Raw genomic sequence first — 23536 nt, forward strand, 5'->3', positions numbered from 1 at the left:
TTCTTATGCGGACGGGCACTCGTCGCCCGGCCGGATCAACAACAGAATGCTGAGCGTTGCCAGCAGCGGCAGAATGCCGGCCGCGACAAACGCGGGCCCATACGAAAACCGGTCCACCAGGACGCCAATGGAGAGGGTAAACAGGGTGGAAACGGCTCCGGCGCCCAAGCCGCTCAACCCGGTGACGGAGCCGACCACCTCCCGGGGAAACAAGTCAGAGGGGAGGGTCAACCCCATGGTCGACCAGCTTGCATAGCCGAACAGCGCCAGGCAGATGAGGGCCAGCGCCCAATAGGGACTGTGCACCGACGCTGCCGGGATGCCGGCCAGCATCGGCAGGCAACTGCCAACACAAACGGCCTTGCGGGCCTTCATCACCGGCATGCCGCGAGCGATCAGGCGTCCGGACAGGTAGCCGCCGGCGAAGTTCCCGGCATCGGCCGCGACAAAGGGGATCCAGGCGAACAGGGCGATGCGCTCCAGGCTGAACCCGCGTGCGTCGCTGAGGTATTGGGGCAGCCAGAACACGTAGAACCACCACACGGGATCCGTCAACGACCGGCCGAGCACGACGCCCCAGGTGGCCCGGCGCCGGAGGGTGGGGAGCCAGAGCCGCATTGAGCTCGCCGCGCCGCCGTTCACCCGTGTGCCTGCCTTTGGCCGCGGATAGGCCATCAGCCACCAGGCGAGCCAGGCGAAGCCCAGCAAGCCGGAGAAGGCGAATGCGGAGCGCCAGCCAAAACGGAGGGCGATCCAGGGGATGCAGAAGGCGGCCAGGGCACCGCCCACGCTGGAACCGCTATCAAAGATGGCGACCGCGAGCCCGCGTTCCTTGGGCGGAAAGACCTCCGCCACCGTCTTGCTGGCTCCGGGCCAGTTGAAGCCTTCGCCGATGCCCAGGAGGAACCGCAAAGCGCCGAACGAGGCCACCGAGTTTGCGAAGGAGGTAGCCAGGCTGACGAGCGACCACCAGATCACGGCTAATGACAGGCCGAGGCGTGTCCCGACGAGGTCCAGCGCGATGCCGCCGAGCAGCCACATTACGGCATAGGAGACCTGGAACGCGGCGAAGATTCGCGACAGGTCGCTATGGCTGAGGTGAAGCTGCTGCGAGATGAGCGGCGCGAGAACCGACAGGGTCTGGCGGTTGAAGTAGTTCAAGACCGTCGAGCCGAAGAGGGCCCAGACGATCCACCACCGGCGCTGGTACGCCGCGCCGCCGGCTGATTGCTCAGGAACCGTGTCAGTCGCCTGTTTCATGAATCCCACTGGTCGTCGTCACCAAGCCCGCTTCGGGGTCCACCGGCACTGGCCGATCGGCCCACACGGGCCGGGTGGAGGCCCGCACGACAACCCGCGTTGGAATGATCAACTGCTGCGCTTCGCGATCAGGCTCCTGGACCCGCCGCAGGACAAATTCCGCCAGGTGCTTGCCGAGTTCTTCGGGAAACTCGCGGACGCTGGTCAACGGCGGATCCATCAGCGCGCCTTCGCTGTCGTTGAAGCCGGCCACGCTGATGTCGGCGGGGATGCGCAGACCGGCCTGCTGGAGCGCTTCATAGACGCCGCGGGCGATCTGGTCGCTGCCCGCGATGACGGCGGTCACCGGCTCGCGGCGCGACAGCACTGAGCGCATGGCCAAGTAGCCCAACTGGCGGTCGTCCGAATGGATTTCGCTGAACCGTGGTGTCAGGCCCGCATCCACCATTCTCTGGCGGTAGCCTACCGCGCAGCGAGCGTACCACGGCAAATCGTTATCGCCGATAAACCAGATGTCGCGGTGCCCTTCGGCGATGAGATGCCCCGTGAGGTCGAAGGCGCCCTGTGTATCATCCGAATACACGGCGTCCACGCCTTCGGAAGACCACTGACCCAGCACGTTATTGCCGAGCACCGAGAAGGGAATCTCGCGTTCGCGCAGCGCCTCGAGCATGTTTGGGGAGTTGGTGCCACCGAGGATCACCGCCCGAACGAGGGCGCGCTGTGTCAGGATTCGCGGCAGGTGCAGATCCCGAGACGGCACTGAGGGGGAGTAGCGCAGCGTGAGGAAGAGCAGTTCCTTGCTTTGCGCGGAGCAGTAGTTTTCCGCGCCGAAGAGAATGCGCGCCTGAAAATTGTGGAGAATGTCGCGGTTGGCGAGAAGGAACGCGATGATGGTCGACTTCTCGTTCCTGCGCTGATCGAGGTCGATGCCCAACTCTTCGGCCGCCACCCGCACCCGTTCCCGGATTGCGGCATCCACATTCACCTGACCCCTGGCAATTCGCGACACTGTGGCCGTGCTGACATTGGCTCGCCTGGCCAATTCCTGAAACGACGGCTTCTTCATCCGGCTATGCTCCTTGCGCTCACTGACCTGGTGTTCGATTCTGTCAATCCAAGCCGCCTCTCAGTATAGGATGCGTTTCCCATTTCACAAGCAGAGGGAGCGCAGCAGTTCTTCGCTCCAATCGGCCTCGGCCCGCACGGATACGTGTCCGCCGCGGAGACCTGCTGAATAGATCTCGTTCATGGATGGCAGGGAGTGGTGCTGTCCCGCCGCATCCACCGCTCCGCCGATGATTACCGTTCGTGGCGCCAGTCCCGCCACCAGTTCCGGCAGGTCCGTCTGCCCGAGCACACCTGGTATGAAATCGGCCAGGGAATGGCGGTAGTCCTGAGTCTCGACGAGACTGCGGAAGGAGGACAAGCCGCCCGCGACATACAGCCGCGCGATCCCCGGATCCAGAGCGGCCGCGCACACCGCCGGTACCGCCAGGGCTCCGAAGGCGGCCAGCGCCACCTGTCGCCCGCCCTGCCGTAATGCGGCTGCCAAGGCGAGAATATCGGTGACACGCTGCCCGACCAGCGGGCGTCCCAGGATCAAGGAGCCCCAGGCGTAGTCTTCTTCGGACTGGTGGGAGCGCGTATAGCCGGGAGCACCTCCGCTGAACTCCGGCGCGAGGTCGCCGATGCCGCGCAGGTCGGCCGCGCAGACAGTGACACCGCTCAACGCCAGCCGCTGGCACAATTCCCCCTGATGCCAGGCCCGATTCCGCCCGCCGGGGTGCAGCAAGAGCAGCACAGGGGCAGCCGCCGCCTGCCTGGGGACAAACCGCCAGGCCGGCAGGACGACACCCGGAGCGGAGGCGATTTCCAAAGCCTCGACCGAAACGCCGCCGGCCGAAGGGACGGACTTGAGCACCTTGGCCGGAGTGGCAGCCGGACGTTCCAGCCGCAGCAGCTTTTCCAGCGAAGCGTCCTTTGCTACGCGGGGCAGTGTGGCTGCCCGGGCCTTCGTCAGGGTGAACGGCGTCTCCCCGCCAAAGGCGGCCACAGTGCTCGCCTGGGCTGTTACGCACAGCGCCGCGTCCGGCTCAGGAGCGGTGCCGGTTTCCTCGGAGACCGTCCGGGTTTCCCCATTGAGGTGACGCAGCATCCAGTTGTAGAGCTGCAGGCGGCTGTCGTAGGAAAGTCCGTGGGGCAGCGGCGTATCGACCCAGCGCACCGCCTCCGCTGCCCCCAGTACACGGTAGACTCCGGCCAGTTTCTGGAACTCCGGCCAGCCGTCGTGGAGGTAGTTGGGAGAGTAGGTGCCGAAGCTGTCCTTGTCGCTCACAGAGATCAGCATGGGCTTGGGCGCGAACGGGTAAAACAGATCCCAGCGATCAAAGCCGAGCGGACCCGAGCCGACAAAATCCTGCTCCGCGTCGTCGGTGGAGCCCGGCGGCAGGAAGTCTTTACAGGCCACATTTTCCGTATTCCCGCTGAATACGGCCGCGGTCTTGAGGCGATCGTCGACCGCGCACAAAAGCATGGTCAAGGTCCCACCGCCGGACTGGCCGGTGGAGGCGAGACGAGTGGTATCGGCCAGCGGGTGGCTGGCGAGGTAATCCAGGCTCCGCACGGCGTCCCACAACTGCAACTGCGTGGAGGACGTTCCGGCGAGGAGCATCTGCATGCCAGGGGTCGTGTGTTCGCCATCGGCCCCGCCCTCGAGACGCGAGCGCTGACCGGGCACGCCCGGATAGTAGATGCGTTCGCCCTGGCCCATGGGGTCGAAGGCCAGCACCAGGAAGCCCAGTTTCACCAAGCCCTGGCAAGCCCGTTGATAGCTCTCGTAAGCCTTCCCATTCCCCGAATGACCCAGCTGAAACAGCACAGCCGGGAAGGGGGGCTTGCCGACGGTTGGGATGTACAGGTTGGCCGGGACGTGGAAGGCGGGGCGGCTCTCATAGACCAGGTTCTCCACCCGATATCCGGAGCGCTGCAGCGAAGCCACTGTCCGGGCATTCAGGGGTGTCTTTTCCGGGAAGCCGCCGATGATCGAGATCAGCGTGCGACGGACCCAAGCCTGGCGCGCCTTGACCGCCGCCGGTGTTGTCAAAGTGGCCAACGCCGACTGCCGCTTCTGATAGGCAGCCGCGGCCAGCCTCCGGAGGTAGTCCGGCAGGCAGCGCGAATAGAGTGAGTATTGCGTGCCTGGAAATTGCGCCTGTCCGAAGAGGGCGGGGGCGCCGAGCGCGCCCCCCAGGAAGCTTCGCCGCGAAGAGACTGTCATGCCCATCTACTTTAGAAGGTCAGCCGGAGTGCCATCTGCAGGGTCCTGGGCGAACGCGCCCCAAGAATGCGGCCGAAGTTCGTATCGCCCACGGTCGTATCGGGGTTTTCCAGTTGGGTGTGGTTGAAGAAGTTGAAGAACTCCGCCCGGAACTGGAGTTGACTCTTCTCAGTGAACCGGAATGCCTTGTGCATGCCGAAATCCAGGTTCACTGTGCCCGGCCCGGTCATGATGTTGCGGCCTGCGTTCCCGAACGTGTTGTCCGCCGGGATGCCGAAGCATTTTGTGTCAAACCAGCTGGCGATGCGGTCGCCGCGCGATCCGCTGGTGTATTGCGGGCTGCAGGAGAGTTGCGCCTGATCGTCGCCCACGGTTGGCAGGCTGAACGACGTGTCGTTGGCTGTCGAGAAGTTCAGCGGGAAGCCGCTCTGCCATGTCAGGATGCCCGACGCCTGCCAGTCGCCTAGCACGAGTTTGGCCACGCCGTGCGCAGGGGAGGGGAGTTGCCAGAGCGAATTCAGAATGAACCGGTGCGGCGTGTTGAAGTCCGATACCCCGCGATAGGCGTTGACATTGTAGGGGTTGATGACGTTGATTCCGTCGAGATCGGTGGCGTAAGACATCGGGTCGATGCTCTTGCTCCACGTGTAGTTCGCCGATAGAGTAAAGCCCTTCGAGAAGCGCTTGTCCACGGAAAGCTGGAGGGCATTGTAGTTCGAGTTTGCGCCGGAGAGGTTCTGCGTGAACTGCAGGAATTGCGAGTAAGGCCGCCGGTCGTCCTCGTTGTCGGCCGTTGCCGTGGGGCTGGGCAGCGGAGCATTGATGTCCGTGTTGTAGTTCAGATGCGTTCCCTTCGAGCCGACATAGGAGATGCGGGCCAGCAGGTCCTTTGTCACCTGTTGCTCCACTGTGAAGTTCCAGTTGAGGACGCGCGAGGGACGCCAGTCCGGCGAATAGGAAACCGCCAGGCTCAGGGGCAGTTGGAAGGCGACGTCCGCGGCCGGCAACGTGGTGGAAAACTGCGAGGGGAAGGGGTTGAACGCCGAAGCGTAGGGATTGGAGAACGGCACCCGGAACAGCTGGACCTGCGGGCTGAAGGGGGCGCTATCCGACATGTTGTTGAACGCCTCGAGGAAAGGCGGCTGATAGAACAACCCGGCGCCGGCGCGCACCACTGTTTTGCCGCCATTCGGGTTGTACGACAGCCCTACGCGCGGCGCGAACTGCGCCCAGCGGGAATTGAAGCCGCCGGCCGGGCAGCCGCTGTCGCCAGCGTATAGATATCCAGACGGAGCGTTGCGGAACCGCGACGATTGCGCACCTGGAACGAAGCACTCCACCTTGCCGTCTTTTTCAGTGAACGGATAGAAGGGATCCCAGCGCAGGCCCATGCTGATGGTCAGATCCCGCCGCACGCGGTAATTGTCCTGGATGAACAGGCTGGCCATGTTGCCGCGCCGCGTCTGATATTCGCCGCCGCCCTGGATGAACCGGTCTGCGTAACCCAGCACCACATCGGTGAGGGGATTGCCGGAGTAGCTCGTGCCCCGGAACCGGTATTGCCCGTTCTGGCGGTAGGTATTTGTCCCGTCGAAGTTCGACCGCAGGTAGTCGCCGCCCACCGCGATCTCGTGCTTGCCTTTGATCCAGTGCAGACTGTCAGCCAACTGGAAGGTGTCGCGCACAAAGCTGCCCGGATGGCCACTGTTGATGCTGAAGTAGCCGGAGACCGCGATCACCAGCTCCGCCGGATTTGTCGTGGCAACATTCTGGATGCCCAGCGCCGAGTAGTCGAACGGAGCGCCGCTGAGTACCTGGGAGGAATTCCTCGTATAGGAGGCGATGAAGCTGTTCAAGAGCGTCGGTCCGAGCGTCATGGTGTCGTTGAATGACGTTGTCTTCGTCGGCAGGTCCACGCCACGGCTGGCGGTGATCAGATATGCACCATCTGAGACCGCGTCCCGTTTGTAGGTGTTGTCGAAATAGCGGGCATAGAGCCTGTGGGAGCCGACCAGGTAATCCACGCGCCCCATGAATTGGTTTTCCTGATCCCGATGCGGCAGTTCGTAGTAGACGAGCCCATCGGCGGAGGCCGAAACGGGCAGGTGCGTCAGCAGTTTGGCTGCCGCCGGGTCGAACCGGCTGAGCGGGATGCGGTTGCCCGCGAACGGCGTCTTCGTTATGGGGTCGACAATCTGCCGGCTCAAGCCACTGAAATCTCCGCCCTGCTGGGCCGCCGTATACACTGTGGCCGATTGCCCGGCCTGCACGTCTCGGAGTTGGGTCCCCTGGTAGGTCCCGAAGAAGAACAGTTTGTTGCGAACGACCGGTCCACCGAAGCTGCCACCAAACTGGTTGCGTTTCAGTTCGTCGTGGCGTTCGGCGAAGAAGTTTCGCGCGTTGAGATTGCCGTTCCGCAGGAACTCGAACAGGCTGCCGTGAAACTCATTCGTGCCCGACTTTGTCACTACGTTCACGATTGCGCCGGACCCCCGGCCATATTCGGCGCTGAAGCTGTTGGTCTGCACGCTAAACTCTTCAACCGCGTCCGGATTTGGGAACGGATTGTTCACGTTGGTGTACGTGTCCTGGTTGCTGCCACCGTCCAGGCTGTAGTTGGCCGTGTCCGCGCGCCCGCCATTGGCAGAGACGGACACAGCGCTGGGCGACGAGATGGTCTGCAAGGTGTCGCCGGCGCCTCTCGAATTGCTCGCGCGGAGATCGACGGTGCCCGGCGCCAGCAGCACCAAAGAGGCCGCATTGCGTCCGTCCAGCGGCAGTTCCGAGATCTTCTGCTGATTTACCACCTGGCTGAGCGCACCGGAGCGTGTTTCCACCATAGCCGCGCCGGCCGTGATTTCCACTGACTGGCTGGTGGTTCCCAACTGAAGGTGGATGGTCACCGCGGCTGATTGGTCGGCCGCCAGTTGGATCCCCTTCTGTTCAAACCGTCCAAAACCGCCGGCTTCGACGGTCACGCGGTAGGCGCCGACCGGAAGCAGCGGAAAGACGAAGCTGCCATCCGTGCCGCTTTCCCCTTCGCGCTTCAATCCTGTTTGCGTGTTGATGACTGAGACCTTCGCGGAGGGCACCACGGCGCCCGCCGGATCCAGGACGGTGCCCGTGAGCGTGCCGGTCGGTTCGGCAGCCGAGAGGATACTCACCACAAACATAAGCAAACAAATGAGTAGACGAGTCATAGGCTTCCTTTTCATTCCCACGGTTGAGTTGTGATGTGCGGAGACAATTAGTTCCGGAGGTTCGTGCTTCTCATTGGGCCATAGAAATTTCTCTGTGACAAGAGAAATTTCTCCAAAGATAGGGCGAAAGAGTCTCGTCAGAAGTAAATGTTACTCGGCGTGGTGTCGTGACGGGGGTGGTGTGCTGTCTGGTGCCGCGAGGGAGACGATTGGGCGAATGTCACTTTGCGGCGAGAAAGGTACTTGGTAGTTGACATGGCACTTAGTGCCAAATATACTTGCGGACATGATCCGCGCACTTCGCTGTTCCGGTGCGGCGACGGGTCTGTGGATTCCGCAGCAAGGAGCGACCGCAATGAAACTGCTGATGGTTTTAGGCTTGATAGTCCTGGCCGCACTGAGCCTGAGCGCGGCCGATCTGGCGGGCGCCTGGAGGGGTTCCATGGAGACACAGATGGGCGTCTCGGACGTGGTGATCACGATCCAGCCTGGAGCGGCGCTGGCCGGCAAGGTGAAGGCCGGCGAATATGAAGCCGCTATTGAGAAGGGGCGGGTGGACGGCGAGAAGATTGCTTTCGAAATGAATATTGAGCACGGGAAGATCCGTTACGAGGGGACCGTGGCCGGCGACGAGATGAAGCTGAATGTGACGGGGATTCAAGGCGACAAGTATCTGCTGGTGTGCAAGCGGCAGAAATAGCGGGTATTGGGCGTGGATTTGGGGCGTTTCGGTGGGGTAGCCGCTCACTCACGTTCGTGGCTAGGTCTGGCTTCCAGTTCTTGCACCAACCGCTCCGCGTCCAGCAGCGCGTGCTGAGCAAAGACCGCCACGCCCTCCGCCTGGAGCAGGGCCGCTGTTACGCCCATTTGCCCTGGCAGCATGCCGGGGCCGAACTTCCCGTCGTGAATGGTGGTGCTGCCACACGACGGGCTGCGGTCTGTGAGTACGGCGACCTGTGCTCCGTGTGCCCGGGCGAGCGCCAGGGTCCGGCGGGCTCCTTCGACGAATGCCGCGGTCACCTGCCGGCCTTCGGAATCTTTCACCTGCGCCGAACCCTGGAGCACCGCCAAGCCTCCGCCCTCACCCTGGATCTCCGCCGGTGACCGCGGGACCCCCAGGCCGCCCGCCAACTCCGGGCATACCGGAACCAGCCGTCCTTCGGCCTGCCAGCGAGCGAGAATGTCATCTTCCACTCGTTTATCGCCGCCATCAAACCGGACAGGTTCCCCCAGAAGGCAGGCGCTGACGAGGACTCGAATCATCTTTCCATTGTCGCTGAGACCGAGTTCCGGGGTCTTGTTGCGCACCCATGTTGGGCCTCTTCGCAATGAACGGCCGCCTGCGGGCCATTGACATACGCTCCGGCGCCTGGTTGTGTGGAGTGCCGCAGATGATGCGGGAATGCGTAAGTCTGAAGGACGGAAGTGCGACTGAAAGCTGTAATTTATCACGGTAATCCGATCTGATAATAATCTGGACGAAGCATCCGTGACTTACCAGGTACAGGGTTGTCTTCTGGCAATCGCGTGGATTTGTGCAGCGCACGCGTGGACTGGTGAAGGGCCGAGTACGCTTACCTGCGTATCCGCCGCCAGTCTGCAGCCCGCCACCGCGCCAGGCTCGCTGGTCAGCGTGTTCGGGACGCAGTTAGCTGCCACGTCAGAGAGCGCACCGCCCACCCAAGTGGCGGAATCGCTGGCAGGACCCTTGCGGCGGTCCGTTCCGCCGATGAATCGCGGCCGTTATTCAAAGAGGCGAATGCGTGTGGAGGCTCCATGCCACGCCCCTGTTGAGATGTCTCTCAGGGTGACCAGGGGGAGTGCCCTGCGCAGCCGTGCGTGTGTGCCTTTCAAGGCGCGAGAGATGGAACATCCTTCCGCAGTGGAAGCTCTACGGCGAGCCGCAGACGCGTTTCGCCAGAGGGCAGACGCGTCAGCTTCAGTTCAAGACGGTTGCGCACCGAAGTTCGTCGTAAGGCTGCTCTCGGGGTGATGGCGTTTCGATTACCAACCGCCGGATAGTGACAGAATATACGTCGGAAGGCGGTTCGAATTCGGAGGCGCTCCGATGGTTCTCAGGGTATTTCTGTTTTGTGCGGCGGCCGGATTGTGCGCGGAGGAGCGCAACAGTGCGCTGGAGTTGATTGAGCGCGCCAGGAGCGCTCCGGCGGAGATCCATGCCGATGTTGCCCTGCGGCTGCTGCAGGTACAGAAAATGTCCGCGGCCGAGCGTTTGAAGGTTCTGGAAGAGGTGTATGGGCGCGCGGGTGAGGCCCGAGAGGCGCACCCATGGGTGCTGGTGTCCCCGGCATATCCACGCGGCATTCAGGCGTTCCTAGTTCCGGTGCAGTTGCTCCGGCTGGACGGGTTGTCCATTCGGTGCCGGGTCGTGCATAGCCTGATCAACGTGAATGAGCGCAGGGCGATGGAGCTTTTCGACGAGATCGCGCTGCCGGAGTATTCCAGGCCGAAATGCGAGGAAGGATTTGTTCCAGGGAGCGGCGAATATTATTCCACGTTGGCCCAGGTGGTCCGTCGCAAGGCTTTCACCAAGGAGGAACTGGCGAGGCAGCGTCCGACGGAGATCGTCACGCGTGCCTTGCGGAATCTGCGGACGCCGGTGGACGTGGAGGCGGCGAGCGCGGCCGTCCTGACTCTGCTGGATGCCGGCTTCGATGCGGCGGCGCTGGGGAGCGCGTTCACATCGGGTCTGGCGAATGTCCGGTCGAGCGACCGGGTCTTCTCGGCCGCCCTGCAACAGAAGCACCTGGCGACGGCGGTGATCCAAACGGCCGCGCAATTGGCGGAGCGGAGCGTTCCTGCGACCGGGACGATGCAGGTTTTGCGGCAGTTGCTGGTGGAGCAGTTGAGCGGTCCTCGATGCCAGGATTCCTATGATTGGTTGTCCGGGACCGGCAAGAACGAGGCCTGGCGCAGGGAGTTCGAGACTGTACAGGTGTTCAACCGGTTTGCGCTGTCGCTGGGTGGCGGAGAGGTGCAGGCGATTGCGACGAAGGAGACGCAATCGGAGAAGGTGGAGGGCCGCGTGATGGACCGGCCGTATAGAAATGAAGCGGCGCTGATGCAGATCGCGGGCGAAGTGGAGAGGCTGCGGACAGACGGGACCTCCGAGCGGTGGCTTTCGGCGGAGGAGAAGACGAGCCCCGAGTGGGAGTTCCGCGCAGGCCCTGTGTTTCGCCGGGTGCAGGACTGGCGGGCGGAGGACGAACGGGACACGGTCCGGCAGCGGACAATGCTGTGGACTGCCCTGATGGACGCGTGTCCGCCCGGGGATTGGTTTCGTAAGGCGGCGCGGGGTTGGGTGAAGGGGATGAGCGATGCAGCGGCCCGGAATGCGGCTCCTGCGGAGTGGCTGGCCTCGCTCGAGTATGGGATGCGGCTCTCGCGAGGATTCGATGAAGAGGGCCGGCGTGACCTGGAGCGGACACGAGAGCAGATTCCGAACATCCGGATTCCGGGGCTGCCGCATCCCAGCGGTGCCGAGATTCCTGAGCTCATGCGCGAATCGGGCGATCTGGTCCTGACGCTCTACGCGGATTTGGAGAAGATTGCTCCGCGTGCGCGCAGCAGTTGGCAATCGAACTGAACGGGAGGGTGGGCTTCCACGACGGATCCCTGGAAACAGGCCACGCGAACCTGGACCATTTCAGCGAGCGGCCCACTCAGCCAGGCTTACGCCTGGTAGACGGCGGGCTCAGCCGGTGGAAGACCGGCCACATCTTCTTTGTGGTGGACCAGATAGTAGGCAGCCGGCACCAGGAAGACCGTAAGCGCCACGGAAACGGCGAGGCCGCCGATGATGGTCCGAGCCAGAGGAGCGTAGGCTTCGCTGCCGGTGCCCAGCTTGAGGGCCATGGGGAGCAGGCCGATGATGGTGGCCAATGATGTCATGAGGACTGGCCGCAGGCGTACGCGGCAGGAGAGAACGACGGCAGCCTTCACGCTCATACCCTCGGAGCGCAGGTGGCGCGCGAACTCCACTATCAGGATGCTGTTGGAGACAGCGATACCGGCCAGCATAATGACACCCATGAGGGACATGATGTTGATGGTCGTGCCGGTACTCAACAAGACGGCCATGGCCCCCATCAGACCGGGAGGTACGGCGATGAGGATGATGGCGGGATCGATGAACGACCGGAACTGGGCGATCAGGACGAGATAGAGAAGCACCAATGACATCGAAAGGCCGATGCCGAAGCTGCGGAAGGAAGACCGCATGTTTTTGACCATTCCCTGGATGGAGACATTGACGGCGCTGGGCTTCTGGATCGACTGGGTGATGTCGTCAATCGCGGACGTGATGCGGCCCAGATCTTCGCCTTCCGGCCGGACATAGACATCGATGACGCGCTGCAGTTGATAGTGATCGACCTCGGTAGGCGCGGACAGGCTCGAAATCGAAGTGATGGCATCGAGCCGGGTTGCCTCCGTGCTCGAATCGCCGCGAAGGGGGATCGCCTTCAACTCGTCGACCGACTTCACATGTCTCTCGGGGTACTGAACCGTCAGCATGTAGTCATTCCCGTTCTTTGGATCGATCCAGTAGCTGGGTGCGATCATCTGGTTGCTGTTGAGGGCCGTGATGATGTTCTGGACCACTTCTTTCTGGTCCAGGCCGAGTTGCGCTGAACGGGCGCGGCTGACATTCAGCATCAGTGCCGGATAGTCGATGTCCTGCGGGATGAAGACCTCGCCGACGTTCGGGACTCTGCGGATGCGGTTGGCAAGCTGCGTGGCGACCTGAAACGTCTCCTGGAGATTGTAGCCGGAGACTTTGACATCAATGGGGGCGGGCAGTCCCAGGTTCAGGACCGCATCCACCATTCCGCCCGGCTGGAAGAACACCGAGAGCCGGGGCAGATCTTCCTGCACTCTCTGCTTGAGCCTCGACATGTATTCGAAGCTGCTGACGCGGTGACCCTCTTTGAGACTCACCTGGACAAATGCGGTGTGCATGGCGGAGTTGCTGGTGTAGATGGACGAAAAACCCGGAACCGTGCCGATGTTGGACACGATCATATCCAGGTCGTCGTTGCCGATGACCTTGCGGATAGTGTCTTCGAGCCGGGCGACGAGTTGCTCGGTGACGCCCAACCTGGTCCCGCTGGCGGCCTTCACAAGTACAACAAACTGGCCGGCATCGGTGCGTGGGAAGAACGAAACGCCGATAAAGGGGAAGCATAGGAAGCTGGCGGCAAAGAGTACGCCAAAGACACCCAGCGAGACCGCAGGGCGGCGAAGGAATCCGGCGACGAGCTTTTCATACCCCGTCAGGAGGCGGTCAAATCCGCGATTGAACCAGGCATTGAAGCCCTTGGCCCGGGTGGGGGCGCCGGACGCCGAATGCGGCTCCGGTGCGCGCTTGAGGAACATCGCGGCAAACAACGGCACCACGGTGAGAGCCACCACGTAGGAGGCGGCCAAGGCCAGAACGACGGCGAGCGCCAAAGCGGAGAAGAGGAACTTGCTGACTCCGAAGAGGAAGGTAACAGGGAAGAACACGACGGCGGTGGTGACCGTTGCGGCCAGCACCGGCATGGCCACCTCCCGGCCCCCCTTCTCCGCGGCGACCGCCGGCTCTTCGCCCAATTCCAGATGCCGGAAGATGTTTTCGAGCACGACCACCGAGTTGTCGATGAGGCGCGAGAATGCCAGGGCCAAGCCACCGAGGACCATCGTGTTGATGCTGCCTCCGCCGAAGTAGAGGGCCACGAAGGTGGCCAGTGCGGAGAGAGGCACCGAGAAGAACACAGCGACGGTGGCGCGCATGCTGCCCAGAAAAGCGAGGATGAGCACCGAAGTGAGGAAGAGGCCAAGGGCACCTTCATGCAGCAGGGTTTCGACCGCTTTCTTCACGAAGTCTGATTGATCGAAGACGACCTTGCTGACCAGTTCCCTGGGCACATTCTGAAGGTCCGCCACCTGTTCGCGCACCCCGTCGACGACTGCGATTGTGTTCGTGTCACCGCCCTGTTTGAGCACGGGCAGGTAAACCGAACGCTGCCCGTCGATGCGCACGACGTTCGTCTGAATCTGATTCGCATCCCTGGCGACGCCGATATCCGAGATACGGACCAGCGCCTGCCCGCGAGCCTTGATGGGCAAATCATTGATCTCGGAGATTCGGTCGAGCTGGCTGTTGGTGTAGACGTTGTAGTCGCGATCCCCGATTTGTACATCACCGCCCGGCAGGATGAGGTTTGCGTTGTTCACGCGCCTCACAATGTCCATCGGGCTGAGCTGGTAAGCCTCCAGCTTCGAGGGGTCGACATACACCATGATCTGCCGGTATGCTCCGCCGAACGGAACCGGCACAGATGCACCCGAGACGCGGGCCAGTTGGTTTCGCACGGTGAACTGGGCGAGATCGCGGAGCTTGGTTTCGGTCAGGCCCTCACCCTTGAGCGTGACCAGGCATACCGGCAAGCTGGATGCATCGAACTTCAGGACGACGGGCGGGAGGGTTCCGGGTGGCAACCGGCGCAACTGGGCCATGGCCAGATTGGAGATCGTGGTGACCGCGGAATCCGCATTGAACCCGGGTTGGAAGTAGACCTTGATCACACTAACACCGGGCAGTGAGCGCGATTCGATGTGTTCAACACCGCTGCCCAGCGTGAAGAACCGCTCAAACCGGCTGGTGATGTCCGCTTCGATCTGCTGGGGAGCCATGCCGTTGTAGAAGGTCGCAACCACGACAACGGGGATGTTCATCACGGGAAACATGTCCACTGGCATCCGAGTGAGTGAGACCCCGCCGACGACGGCGATGATCAGGCATAGCACTAGGATGAAGTGGGGGTTCAGGATGGCGAACTTGGACATAGCGGGCCCCTCTCTGGCTGAAGGTCAGAATCGGCGGGTGGGTTGAAGACCCATGAGGACGGAGAAGAAAGGGCGCAGGACACTCGCCCGGCTCTGCGCACCCAATGTTGCTTGCCTCGACAGTGTCGTGCGCATTCCATATTGAGCGCCACAATGGAGAAACTCTCCGTCCTTTGGAAGCAGGTTTAACCATACTCCCCTGGTCAGGTATCCAGTCACCAATCGATTGTGTCTTTTGATGCAATCGTACGATAGCATACTGATTCCTGCCGGGTTGAGCACGTCGGCATGTCGGAAGACGATTGGCGATGGAATCAAGCCTCCCGGCTTGATTCACATCGGAGGGGCGGAGGAGTCAGAACACGGCAGTGGCGGAGCTGGTCGAACTGGCCGGGGAACTGTGAGCCTGCACCGGCCTCCGCCTCAACCCGCAGGAAAGCGGGCATGCCTTGAATCCCGTTCTCCCAGCTGGGCTCGCGAGGTCTGGCGATGATAAGCTCTGAAACACTGAGAGCAATTATGAGAATGGATCGCAGTGTGATTCTCGCGCTGGCTTGCCTGGCGGCCAGTGCTGACGCGGGCCTGGCACAGAATCGCGGGCCAGCGCAGATCGAGAGTTGGGTTACCAATCGGGACCGGTCCGCCCTGTTTGAAAAACAGGCGAGCCCGGTGGCGTTTCAGACTCATGCGAACGCCCGAGGGCCGGTGATTGTGGTGGACCCGGGGCTGCAGATGCAGTCCATGGACGGCTTCGGCTTTGCATTGACCGGCGGAAGCGCCGAACTGCTGTCGAAGATGAGCCCACAAGCTCGGGCCGGGGTGCTGCGGCGTACGTTTGGTACGGACGGCGATCACATTGGCGTCAGCTACCTGCGGCTCACGATCGGCGCGTCGGACCTGAACAGCTTCGTTTTCTCTTACGACGACCTGGCGGCGGGTGAGACGGATTTCGAGCTGAAGAAGTTCGATCTCGGCCAGGACCGGAAAGACGTAATTCCGGTTTTGAAGGAGATTCTCGCCATTGCCCCGGGGATTAAGATTCTAGGCTCACCGTGGTCGGCGCCTGTCTGGATGAAGACGAACGGCGATGTCCGCGGGGGCGCGCTGGCGGAGCGGTGCTATGCGGTCTATGCACAGTACCTGGTGAGGTATGTGGAAGAGATGAAGAAGGAAGGGATCGCGATTGATGCGATCACGATCCAGAACGAACCGCTGAACTCGAAGAACACGCCGAGCATGCAGTGGCAAGTGAGCCAGCAACTCGTGTTTTTGCGGGATCATCTCTATCCGGCATTGACGAAGGCGGGCCTGCAGACGAAAGTGATCCTGTTCGACCACAACTGCGACCGTCCCGACTTTCCCTTGACGCTGTTGAGCGATCCGGTGATTTCGCGCTTTGCCGATGGTTCGGGCTTCCATCACTACGGAGGAGACATTGCGGCGATGGGCCTGATGCACCTGGCCCGACCGGACAAGAATGTCTACTTCACTGAGCAGATGATCATTGAGAAGCCTGGTAGCGCGACGATCGACATCGCGGCGACCGTCAAACGAATGATCATCGACACGGCGCGCAACTGGAGCCGGAATGTCGTGTTGTGGAACCTGGCGGCCGACCCGGAGAACAAGCCTCACACCGGCAACGGGGGGTGCCCGATGTGCCAGGGCGGCATCACCCTGGACAAAGATGCGGTATCGATCAACCTCGCGTATTACACCATCGCGCACGCTGCCAAGTTCGTGAGGCCTGGTTCGGTGCGGATCGGGTCCACCGCGCCAGGGGATCCGGCCATTGGCCTGACCGAAGATGAAGAACGTCCGGGGGTGAAGCGTGTGGCGGTGATTGAGAATACCCGAGTCCTGCCGAATGTGGCGTTCCGCACGCCGAAGGGGCAGATCGTCCTGGTTGTGGCGAACGACACGCAGTCGGTGAGCGGCTTCACCATTCAGTATCGAGGGGCAATGGCGAATATCCGGCTGAGCCCCGGCGGGGTGGGCACGTATATCTGGCCAGCCGAGTAAGGCGGCGATAGCTCTGGCCAGATGCCGGCAGCCGCCCCACAAAGGGGGTTCACCGTGACACGCGTCTCCAGGCCTGCAGGGTCGATTGAGGAGCTCTGTTGATTTCCGCGGAATCCCGTATGCGGTGACGAGCCGCCAGGACCGCGAGGTCCGCGCTGTCCAGGAACACGGGCCCATCGAGCGCCAGGAAATACATGACCGATGACGAGTTGGCGCTATGCGGCAATCCGAGCAGGTGTCCCAATTCGTGGACGACGGTCACGAACAGTTCATTCGCGGGCAGGGTGGCTCTTGGGTTGAAGGCGATCCAGCCCTGGAACGCAGAGTGTCCCGGGAACTGGGCGCGGGCGACTTCGCCGGGCCGGAACAGACCGGGGCCGCCATCGACGGCCTGTATGGCACAGGCCCGGCTATCTTCCTCATGCCAGGTCAAGTCGAGGACGCCGGCCCAGAAGTTCATGGCGCGGGCAAACTCCGCTTTCAAAGCCGGGTTGGCGGTGGCGAACCGGACACCCAGTTTCAAGGGTTCCCGCTTCAGAACCTCGGCGTGGCCGTCACAAGGGAGAAAGGGTCCAGTCCAGGCGCCAGGCGGTTCGTCCGCCCTGATGGCGGCTGTGAGGAGCAGGCCCAGCAGCATGACACGTCCGGGTTGGCGGCAGTCCAGGACGGCTTTCCAGGTTCGGCCGGAGGGGGTGTCTCCGTTGCGCCCGCAACCAGGCCTGCAGGGGAAGAGTCGCCCGCGATGGCGGCTGTTGCTTGCCCTATCCCCGAGCTTCCAGTTGCAGCCGTAGAGAGCCATGATTCTCCAGGAGGCCGTCGCCGTGCAGCGATGGGCACGACCTTCCCCCTGCTTATCGGCGGACGGGGGGCGAACCTGCAGAGCGATTCCTACGGTGACCACGAAGTCCCGCGACGGCACCGGGATTGGGAAGATTGCCTCTGAAACTGCGAGAATAGAAGGGAAATGGATTATCTTTCGCCGGCGCAATGTGCCGGGTATGTGGCGCTGGTGTTGGGAGTGGGGGCGTTTCTGAGCAGGGATGACCGGCGGATGAAACTACTGCTTTCGGCGGAGAGCGTGGTGTATGGGGCACATTTCCTCATGTTGGGGAACCTGGCGGCGGCGGGGTCGGCCGGCATTTCAGCGGGCAGGACGTATCTGTCGCTGCGATCGCGGTCGCTCTGGCTGGCAGCGGCAGCCATTGTCCTGAATGTCTGGGTTGGGTTCCGTGTGGCGCACAACGGCATGGGCTGGCTGCCCATTGTGGCGTCGTGCATCGCGACGGTGGCGTTTTTCACCCTGGACGGCGTACGGCTGCGCCTGGTGCTGTTGACGACGACGCTGATGTGGCTGGTGAACGGGTATGTCAGCCGCTCGATTGGCGGGACGGTGTTGGAGTCGCTGATTGCGACAGCCAACGTGTCGACGCTGGTGCGGATGGGACTGGAGCGGGCGAGGCTGCGGGCGGCCGCTTAGCCGGACCGCGGCATCCTGGGTTGCTCAGCCGGACGGATCGCTTCCCGCAATTGCCCGCCTTACGGCCGGATGCCTTCCGGTTGGAACTTGCCGCCATTCACGATCAGGTTGAGCAACTCCCGGGTTCTCTCGGGGCAGGCGCGTACTTTCCGTGGCGTGAGGTTATCGTGCTCCGATTCGAGGAGGGGCAGCGGTTCCTTGGGGCCGGGTATCTGATTCAACACGGTCCAGATGCCGGCGGGCGGAGAGATGGTGTCGATGAAGCCGATGCCCGCCATCACCGCCGCTTTGATACGCGGCGCAAAGTTGACGGGATCGAAGTATAGGGCGGTTTTCAAGGCATCGGGGTTGTCCGACGGCCAGTATGGATAGCCGGGTTTGCGGCCGTGCAGAGCGCCGTTGGTATCGGCTCCGGCTGGTACGCAGACTAAGGCGGCGGTGATCTTCTCCGGACGCAAGCCGGCGAGAGCGAAGGTTTGCTGGCCGCCCATGCTGCCGCCGGTGAGGACAATGGTCGTGCCATCCCAATCGGGACGGGTGAGCAGGTAATCCAGGACCCGCGAGTCGCGCAGATACATATTCAGGAAATAGGACTGCTCCCGATCTGTATTGCCGATGGCCTGATAGTTCCTCGGGATATTTCCGGAGGGGTCCGAGGGCAGCTTGTCATGCGAATCGACGTTGAGAATCAGCCAGCCTTCGGCCGCGCGCTGTGCCGCGGCACGGGCATTCAGGGCATAGACGCCGGCATATTGGAGTTGAATCAGGGCAGGGAACTTGCCTTCCCTGGCAGGTTTGGCCAGGTAGCCATGCGCCTTGGAGCCGAGCGCATCCAGAACGAAAATGTTCATCTCGACGCCAGGGACATCGGTCGGAACCGAGGTGAGTTGCGGGTTGATGGGGACCTTGGCCTGCGCCGCCAGTTTGGCTTCCCAGAATGCGTCGAAGTCCGGGGGCGGTGGAGTCGAGAGTCCGATTCTCGCCGGTGAGACAGCGGCGCCGACTGCGTAGAGTCCGGTATTGCGGCCGGTGTTGCCGCCGGTGATGGAGATGGGCGCGGGACTCTCCGGCTTGCCTGCAGGGGCTGTGCCCGGCTGTTCGGACGCGAGGGGCGCATACGGCTCGATCGCCACGTAGAGCATAGCGGGCTCATCGGCCGCGATTTCGATCGTAGCCTTGCCCGAGGAGAGGTCGAGCCGGCCTTCCTTAAGCACGACTGCATTGTTCCGGCGGATGGTCCATTTGTAGGCGTAGGACGGCGCGACCGGGCCGGGCGTGACCGTCCAGCCAACCATTTCACCCGCGGCATAGATGCCGTTCGAGTGATAGGGCGTGAAGGTGAGCTGTTGGGGGGGCTCAGACGGCTGCGCGAAAGACAGCACCGCGGAGAGCAGGGCGAGTGCGAGTCGTGTACAGGCTGAAGTCATGCGTTGCATCCGCGGGGGTTATGCAGTGGCGAACTTCCTGCGCCGTTCGGCGAGCTGTTCCTGGATCTGGACGTTCAGCTTCTTCCCGATCGGGTAGCAGACGAGGCAGACGAGGCCGAGGGCCATAGCGATGGCGGGATAGACGCTTGCGCCGAGGCGGATGCCGAGCAGAGCCCGTTCGGTCTGCACCGCATTCGGAACGTAGCCGAACGCGTCGATCACCCAGGCGCTCAATGCTCCGCCGAGGCTGAGGCCGGCTTTCAGGGCGAAGAGGATTCCGGCAAACATGAAGCCAGTGGCGCGGCGCGAGGTCTTCCACTCCGAGTAGTCGGCGACGTCGGCGATCATGACCCAGAGGAGCGGGACGGTGGGGCCCCAGCCGATGGCCCAGAGGATGCTTAGCGCGAACATGAGGCGGATCTGGGTGGGATCGACGAAGAAAACCAGGAAGGTGGCGACCATGGTTGCGAACATACCGGCGATGAAGACGGCCTTGTTGCCGAAGCGGTCGGCCAGGGGTTTCGAGAAGAGGATGCCGACGATCTGGACCAGGCTCCCAATGACGAAGAAGAGACTGAGACCGACGGCCGAGGCGTTGGAGCCATCGGGGTTGACCAGCAGGCCCAGCGAATCGAGGACGGTGCGCCAGCCGGTGACCGGGCCGGCGGTGCCAGCCAGGCCGAAGCCGGAGAGGAAGTCGCGAATCTGCTGCTGGTCCAGGTAGTAGGCGAAAAAGTAGTTGGAGGAGCTGCCGCGGATGACCAGCATCGTGAAGATGAGCAAAGTGAGAACGAACATGACGATCCAGGGGCCGCAGGTGAAGACGTTCCTGAGATCGGAGCGCAGATCGGATTTCTGCCGGGGATCGGGCTGGACGCGCTCGCGGGTGGTGGCGAAGGTAATGAGGTTCAACAGGACGATGAGGGCGCCAAAGATGCCCATTGTGAGGGCCCAGCCGCGGGCAGGGTTGCCACCACCCAGCTTGGCGACCAACGGCAGCGGCAGGGCCTGGATGAGGAACTGGCCGATCAAGGCGCCGACGAAGCGATAGCGGGCCACGTTGTTGCGTTCGCTCACATCGGGGGTCATGACGCCCATCAGCGCGGAGTACGGCGTATTGTTCGCCGAATAGAGGATCATGACGAGCGAATAGGTGAGGTAGGCGTAAACCAGTTTGGCTTGCGGCCCGAAATCGGGTGAAACGTAGACCAGCCAGAAGATCAGGCCGAAGGGCAAGGCGGTGCCGAGGATCCACGGGCGGAACTTGCCCCAGCGGCTCTGCGTCCGGTCAGAGAGTGCGCCGATGACGGGGTCGAAGATGGCGTCGGCGAGCCGGAGCACCAGAAACATGGAGCCGACCGCGACGGCGGAGAGTCCTACCGTATCCGTGTAGAAACGGGTCTGGTAGAGAATCATCGACTGGAAGAAGAAATTCGTGGCGATGTCGCCGCAGGCGTAGCCCAGCTTTTCGCGGACCGCGAGTTTTTGCACACTATCGGCCATGTTGGATGCCTCTTTCGTAGACCCCGTCAGTTCACGCGGAGAGTGACTTTGCGCAGATCGCCATCGCGTGATGAGTTGCCCGTCATTAAGTCAAATGCGCCCGGTTCCACCGTGTAACGCATATTCACATCCCAGAAGGCGAGCAGTTCCGGGGTGATCTCGAAGTGGACGGTGCGCGTTTCACCCGGTTGGAGAGACACACGCTGGAAGCCCTTGAGCTCTTTCACGGGCCGCGTCACGGAACTCACCTGGTCCCGGATGTAGAGCTGGACAACCTCTGTGCCGTCCCGCGTGCCGGTGTTCGTCACGTCCACCGACAATCGCGTGGAGCCATCGCGGCGGATGCTCTTCTTTGACAACCGCGGGGCTGAGAATTCAAACGCGGTGTAACTGAGCCCGAAGCCGAAGGCGAACAGCGGAGAAACATCGTCGAACAGATACCCGCGGCGGGCGGACGGTTTGTGGTTGTAGTAGGCAGGGATGTGGCCGGCGGAGCGCGGGATGGTGATGGGCAGTTTGCCGCTGGGGTTGACGTCTCCGAACAGGATTTCGGCGACCGCGGTGCCTGTTTCCTGCCCGAGGTACCAGCACTCGAGAATCGCAGGCACAGATTGGGCGACTTCGCGGATGGAGAGCGGACGGCCGTTGAACAGCAGGGCTACGATGGGTTTGCCGAGGGCCAGAAGGGCGCGGACCAGTTCGTCCTGGCGTCCGATGAGGTCGAGGCTGGTGCGGTCGCCCATGTGGTTCAGGGACCAAGCTTCGCGCGACGTCTGCTCGTTGCCGCCGATGGCCAGGATGATGACATCCGCTTTGCGCGCCGTGCGGACGGCGGCCGCGATGAGCTGGCGATCTTCGGCCGGGTCAGAAGGAAGCACCTCGTCCTGGTTCCACGATCCGGGCTGGGTAATCCGGCAGCCTTCGCTGTAGAGGACCTTCACGCTCGCACCCACGCGCGCCCGAACTCCTTCAAGGACGGTGGAGCAGTATTCCGGTTTGCCGCTGTAGCCGCCGAGCAGCGGCCGGTCGCCATTCGGGCCAATGACCGCGATGGTCTTGAGGGCAGCGGCGTCCAGGGGCAGAAGACTGCCTTCATTCTTCAACAGGGTCACCGTTTCACGGGCCGCCTGCAGCGCGACCGGGCGGTGTGCTTCACAACCGGCGACGGACGCCGCGAATTCCGGATCGACGTACGGGTCGTCGAACAGGCCGAGGCGGAACTTCCAGAGGAGCATCGGCGCCACTAGTTCGTCGAGCTGGGCTTCCTTCAGAACGCCCTTGCGGACGAGTTCGACCAGGTGCAGGTAGCAGTCCGGTTCCGGGAGTTCGATATTGACTCCGGCTTCGACGGCCAAAGCGCAGGCCTGTTTCTTATCCCCGGCGAGAAAGTGACCATGGGTATCCGGGCGGTCGGAGAGTTCCCAGATGGCGTAATAGTCGGAGACCGTGTAGCCCTGAAAGCCCCATTCCTTGCGCAGCACGTCGCGCAGCAGCCAGCGGTTGGCGTGCGAAGGGACGCCGTCGATCTCGTTGTAGGAGGGCATGACGGAGATCGCGCCGCCGTGGCGGATGGCCTGTTCGAACGGATAAAGGAATGTCTCGCGCAGGACTCGTTCACTGACGTTGGCGGGCGCGCAGTTCATGCCGGATTCTGGCTGGCCGTGGGCGGCGAAGTGTTTCAGGGTGGCTATGAGGCGCGTCTTGTCGCGGAAAGTGACGTCGCCCTGAAAACCGCGGACGGCAGCGATGCCCATGCGGGAGACGAGGAAGGGATCTTCGCCAAAGGTCTCTTCGACGCGGCCCCAGCGTGGATCGCGGGCCACGTCGACGACTGGGGTCAGCGCCTGGTGGGCGCCGCGCGATCTCGCTTCCAGCGCGGTCATCGTATAGAGGGATTCGACCAGGGCAGGGTCGAATGTGGCGCCCAGGCCGATGGGTTGCGGGAAGCTGGTGCCGCCGACGGCGGCTTGTCCGTGAAGGCACTCCTCGTGGAAGACCACGGGGATACCCAGGCGGCTTTCCTCCACGAAGAAACGCTGGATGGCGTTGGTGAGTTCGGCCATGCGGCGCGCATCCAGGCCCGGACCTGCATCGCTGGGGCGGCCCACCTGTCCCAGCCCATGGCCTTTCCTGAAGGCGGCCCTGGCCTTCGCCGGGTCAAACCGGCCGTCCGCGTCGACGAGGGTTTCCGCCTTCTTCTGCCAGACGCAGATCATCTGCGCGGCCTTTTCCTCGAGAGTCATACGGCCGAGCAGGTCCTTGGTCCTTCGTTCCGGCGTCAGCTTGGGATTCTTGTAAGCTGGCGCATTGGCTTTGCTGTGGGGGGGCATCGCGGCCGAACCGGACTTCGAGGTGTTTTTCATGCGAATCTAATTTATCGCAAGCGCTTGCGGTTCGCACCGGATATTCTGATGTACCGGTTCAATTTTCTGCTGGGATACCCAGACGAAGGCTCCGATCGGGCGTTGGAGCAGGGCCGACAAGCGCTCCCGCACCCGCTGTGATATATACACGGGAG

The 23536-nt window shown here is 62.6% G+C and carries 14 protein-coding genes; 4 read left to right on the top strand and 10 right to left on the bottom strand.

The window, feature by feature from the left end; all coding sequences use genetic code 11:
- Nucleotides 1–3 precede the first annotated feature (3 nt).
- From ACR9Y2_RS11295 to ACR9Y2_RS11310, 4 genes are all read right to left on the bottom strand, one after another.
- Complete coding sequence (locus ACR9Y2_RS11295; RefSeq protein ID WP_435041358.1) at nucleotides 4–1260, bottom strand: MFS transporter; 1257 nt, start codon at nucleotides 1258–1260, stop codon at nucleotides 4–6.
- Complete coding sequence (locus ACR9Y2_RS11300) at nucleotides 1244–2329, bottom strand: LacI family DNA-binding transcriptional regulator (RefSeq protein WP_435041359.1); 1086 nt, start codon at nucleotides 2327–2329, stop codon at nucleotides 1244–1246. The genes ACR9Y2_RS11295 and ACR9Y2_RS11300 overlap by 17 nt, the downstream gene beginning before the upstream one ends.
- A gap of 84 nt (nucleotides 2330–2413) precedes the next feature.
- Complete coding sequence (locus tag ACR9Y2_RS11305) at nucleotides 2414–4540, bottom strand: alpha/beta hydrolase family protein (RefSeq protein ID WP_435041360.1); 2127 nt, start codon at nucleotides 4538–4540, stop codon at nucleotides 2414–2416.
- An 11-nt stretch (nucleotides 4541–4551) separates the two neighbouring features.
- Nucleotides 4552–7740: a carboxypeptidase regulatory-like domain-containing protein gene (locus ACR9Y2_RS11310; RefSeq protein ID WP_435041361.1), complete on the bottom strand. Its 3189-nt coding sequence runs from the start codon at nucleotides 7738–7740 to the stop codon at nucleotides 4552–4554.
- A 355-nt stretch (nucleotides 7741–8095) separates the two neighbouring features.
- Here ACR9Y2_RS11310 and ACR9Y2_RS11315 point away from each other — a divergent pair, with 355 nt between their 5' ends.
- On the top strand, nucleotides 8096–8440 hold the full coding sequence (locus ACR9Y2_RS11315; protein ID WP_435041363.1) for a hypothetical protein: 345 nt from the start codon (nucleotides 8096–8098) through the stop codon (nucleotides 8438–8440).
- 44 nt (nucleotides 8441–8484) lie between these two features.
- Here the strand turns inward: ACR9Y2_RS11315 and ACR9Y2_RS11320 are convergent, their stop codons facing one another.
- A complete protein-coding gene (locus tag ACR9Y2_RS11320; RefSeq protein WP_435044855.1) occupies nucleotides 8485–9003 on the bottom strand; it encodes a DUF523 domain-containing protein in 519 nt (172 codons plus the stop codon).
- Nucleotides 9004–9808: 805 nt separating this feature from the next.
- Here ACR9Y2_RS11320 and ACR9Y2_RS11325 point away from each other — a divergent pair.
- A complete protein-coding gene (locus ACR9Y2_RS11325; RefSeq protein ID WP_435041364.1) occupies nucleotides 9809–11347 on the top strand; it encodes a hypothetical protein in 1539 nt (512 codons plus the stop codon).
- An 86-nt stretch (nucleotides 11348–11433) separates the two neighbouring features.
- Here ACR9Y2_RS11325 and ACR9Y2_RS11330 read toward each other — a convergent pair whose 3' ends face one another.
- Entirely contained in the window at nucleotides 11434–14589 is a 3156-nt protein-coding gene (locus ACR9Y2_RS11330; RefSeq protein ID WP_435041365.1) for an efflux RND transporter permease subunit, read from the bottom strand.
- A gap of 519 nt (nucleotides 14590–15108) precedes the next feature.
- Here ACR9Y2_RS11330 and ACR9Y2_RS11335 point away from each other — a divergent pair.
- Nucleotides 15109–16611 carry a glycoside hydrolase family 30 protein gene (locus ACR9Y2_RS11335; protein ID WP_435041366.1) on the top strand — a complete coding sequence of 501 codons (1503 nt, stop codon included), beginning with the start codon at nucleotides 15109–15111 and terminating at the stop codon, nucleotides 16609–16611.
- Between the two features lie 49 nt (nucleotides 16612–16660).
- Here the strand turns inward: ACR9Y2_RS11335 and ACR9Y2_RS11340 are convergent, their stop codons facing one another.
- Entirely contained in the window at nucleotides 16661–17410 is a 750-nt protein-coding gene (locus ACR9Y2_RS11340; RefSeq protein ID WP_435041367.1) for a matrixin family metalloprotease, read from the bottom strand.
- A 165-nt stretch (nucleotides 17411–17575) separates the two neighbouring features.
- Between ACR9Y2_RS11340 and ACR9Y2_RS11345 the strand changes: the two genes are divergently transcribed.
- Nucleotides 17576–18088, top strand: a complete 513-nt coding sequence (locus ACR9Y2_RS11345; protein WP_435041368.1) for a YgjV family protein — start codon at nucleotides 17576–17578, stop codon at nucleotides 18086–18088.
- A gap of 59 nt (nucleotides 18089–18147) precedes the next feature.
- On the opposite strand, the gene ACR9Y2_RS11350 is transcribed toward ACR9Y2_RS11345, so the two are convergent.
- Genes ACR9Y2_RS11350 through ACR9Y2_RS11360 form a run of 3 tightly spaced genes read right to left on the bottom strand, consistent with a single transcriptional unit; the run spans nucleotide 18148 to nucleotide 23381 of the window.
- Nucleotides 18148–19515: an acetylxylan esterase gene (locus tag ACR9Y2_RS11350; RefSeq protein ID WP_435041369.1), complete on the bottom strand. Its 1368-nt coding sequence runs from the start codon at nucleotides 19513–19515 to the stop codon at nucleotides 18148–18150.
- A gap of 18 nt (nucleotides 19516–19533) precedes the next feature.
- Nucleotides 19534–21018 (bottom strand): MFS transporter, encoded by a 1485-nt coding sequence (locus ACR9Y2_RS11355; RefSeq protein ID WP_435041370.1) that lies wholly within the window; start codon nucleotides 21016–21018, stop codon nucleotides 19534–19536.
- Between the two features lie 26 nt (nucleotides 21019–21044).
- Nucleotides 21045–23381, bottom strand: a complete 2337-nt coding sequence (locus ACR9Y2_RS11360; RefSeq protein ID WP_435041371.1) for a glycoside hydrolase family 3 N-terminal domain-containing protein — start codon at nucleotides 23379–23381, stop codon at nucleotides 21045–21047.
- Nucleotides 23382–23536 lie beyond the last annotated feature (155 nt).

This window comes from Paludibaculum fermentans (assembly GCF_051172195.1).
Lineage (GTDB): Bacteria > Acidobacteriota > Terriglobia > Bryobacterales > Bryobacteraceae > Paludibaculum > Paludibaculum fermentans_A.

Bases quoted from the DNA above. Each gene is read 5' to 3' on its own strand.
- ACR9Y2_RS11295 (WP_435041358.1), bottom strand. From the start codon at position 1,260: ATGAAACAGGCGACTGACACGGTTCCTGAGCAATCAGCCGGCGGCGCG.
- ACR9Y2_RS11300 (WP_435041359.1), bottom strand. From the start codon at position 2,329: ATGAAGAAGCCGTCGTTTCAGGAATTGGCCAGGCGAGCCAATGTCAGC.
- ACR9Y2_RS11305 (WP_435041360.1), bottom strand. From the start codon at position 4,540: ATGACAGTCTCTTCGCGGCGAAGCTTCCTGGGGGGCGCGCTCGGCGCC.
- ACR9Y2_RS11310 (WP_435041361.1), bottom strand. From the start codon at position 7,740: ATGACTCGTCTACTCATTTGTTTGCTTATGTTTGTGGTGAGTATCCTC.
- ACR9Y2_RS11315 (WP_435041363.1), top strand. From the start codon at position 8,096: ATGAAACTGCTGATGGTTTTAGGCTTGATAGTCCTGGCCGCACTGAGC.
- ACR9Y2_RS11320 (WP_435044855.1), bottom strand. From the start codon at position 9,003: ATGATTCGAGTCCTCGTCAGCGCCTGCCTTCTGGGGGAACCTGTCCGG.
- ACR9Y2_RS11325 (WP_435041364.1), top strand. From the start codon at position 9,809: ATGGTTCTCAGGGTATTTCTGTTTTGTGCGGCGGCCGGATTGTGCGCG.
- ACR9Y2_RS11330 (WP_435041365.1), bottom strand. From the start codon at position 14,589: ATGTCCAAGTTCGCCATCCTGAACCCCCACTTCATCCTAGTGCTATGC.
- ACR9Y2_RS11335 (WP_435041366.1), top strand. From the start codon at position 15,109: ATGAGAATGGATCGCAGTGTGATTCTCGCGCTGGCTTGCCTGGCGGCC.
- ACR9Y2_RS11340 (WP_435041367.1), bottom strand. From the start codon at position 17,410: ATGGCTCTCTACGGCTGCAACTGGAAGCTCGGGGATAGGGCAAGCAAC.
- ACR9Y2_RS11345 (WP_435041368.1), top strand. From the start codon at position 17,576: ATGGATTATCTTTCGCCGGCGCAATGTGCCGGGTATGTGGCGCTGGTG.
- ACR9Y2_RS11350 (WP_435041369.1), bottom strand. From the start codon at position 19,515: ATGACTTCAGCCTGTACACGACTCGCACTCGCCCTGCTCTCCGCGGTG.
- ACR9Y2_RS11355 (WP_435041370.1), bottom strand. From the start codon at position 21,018: ATGGCCGATAGTGTGCAAAAACTCGCGGTCCGCGAAAAGCTGGGCTAC.
- ACR9Y2_RS11360 (WP_435041371.1), bottom strand. From the start codon at position 23,381: ATGAAAAACACCTCGAAGTCCGGTTCGGCCGCGATGCCCCCCCACAGC.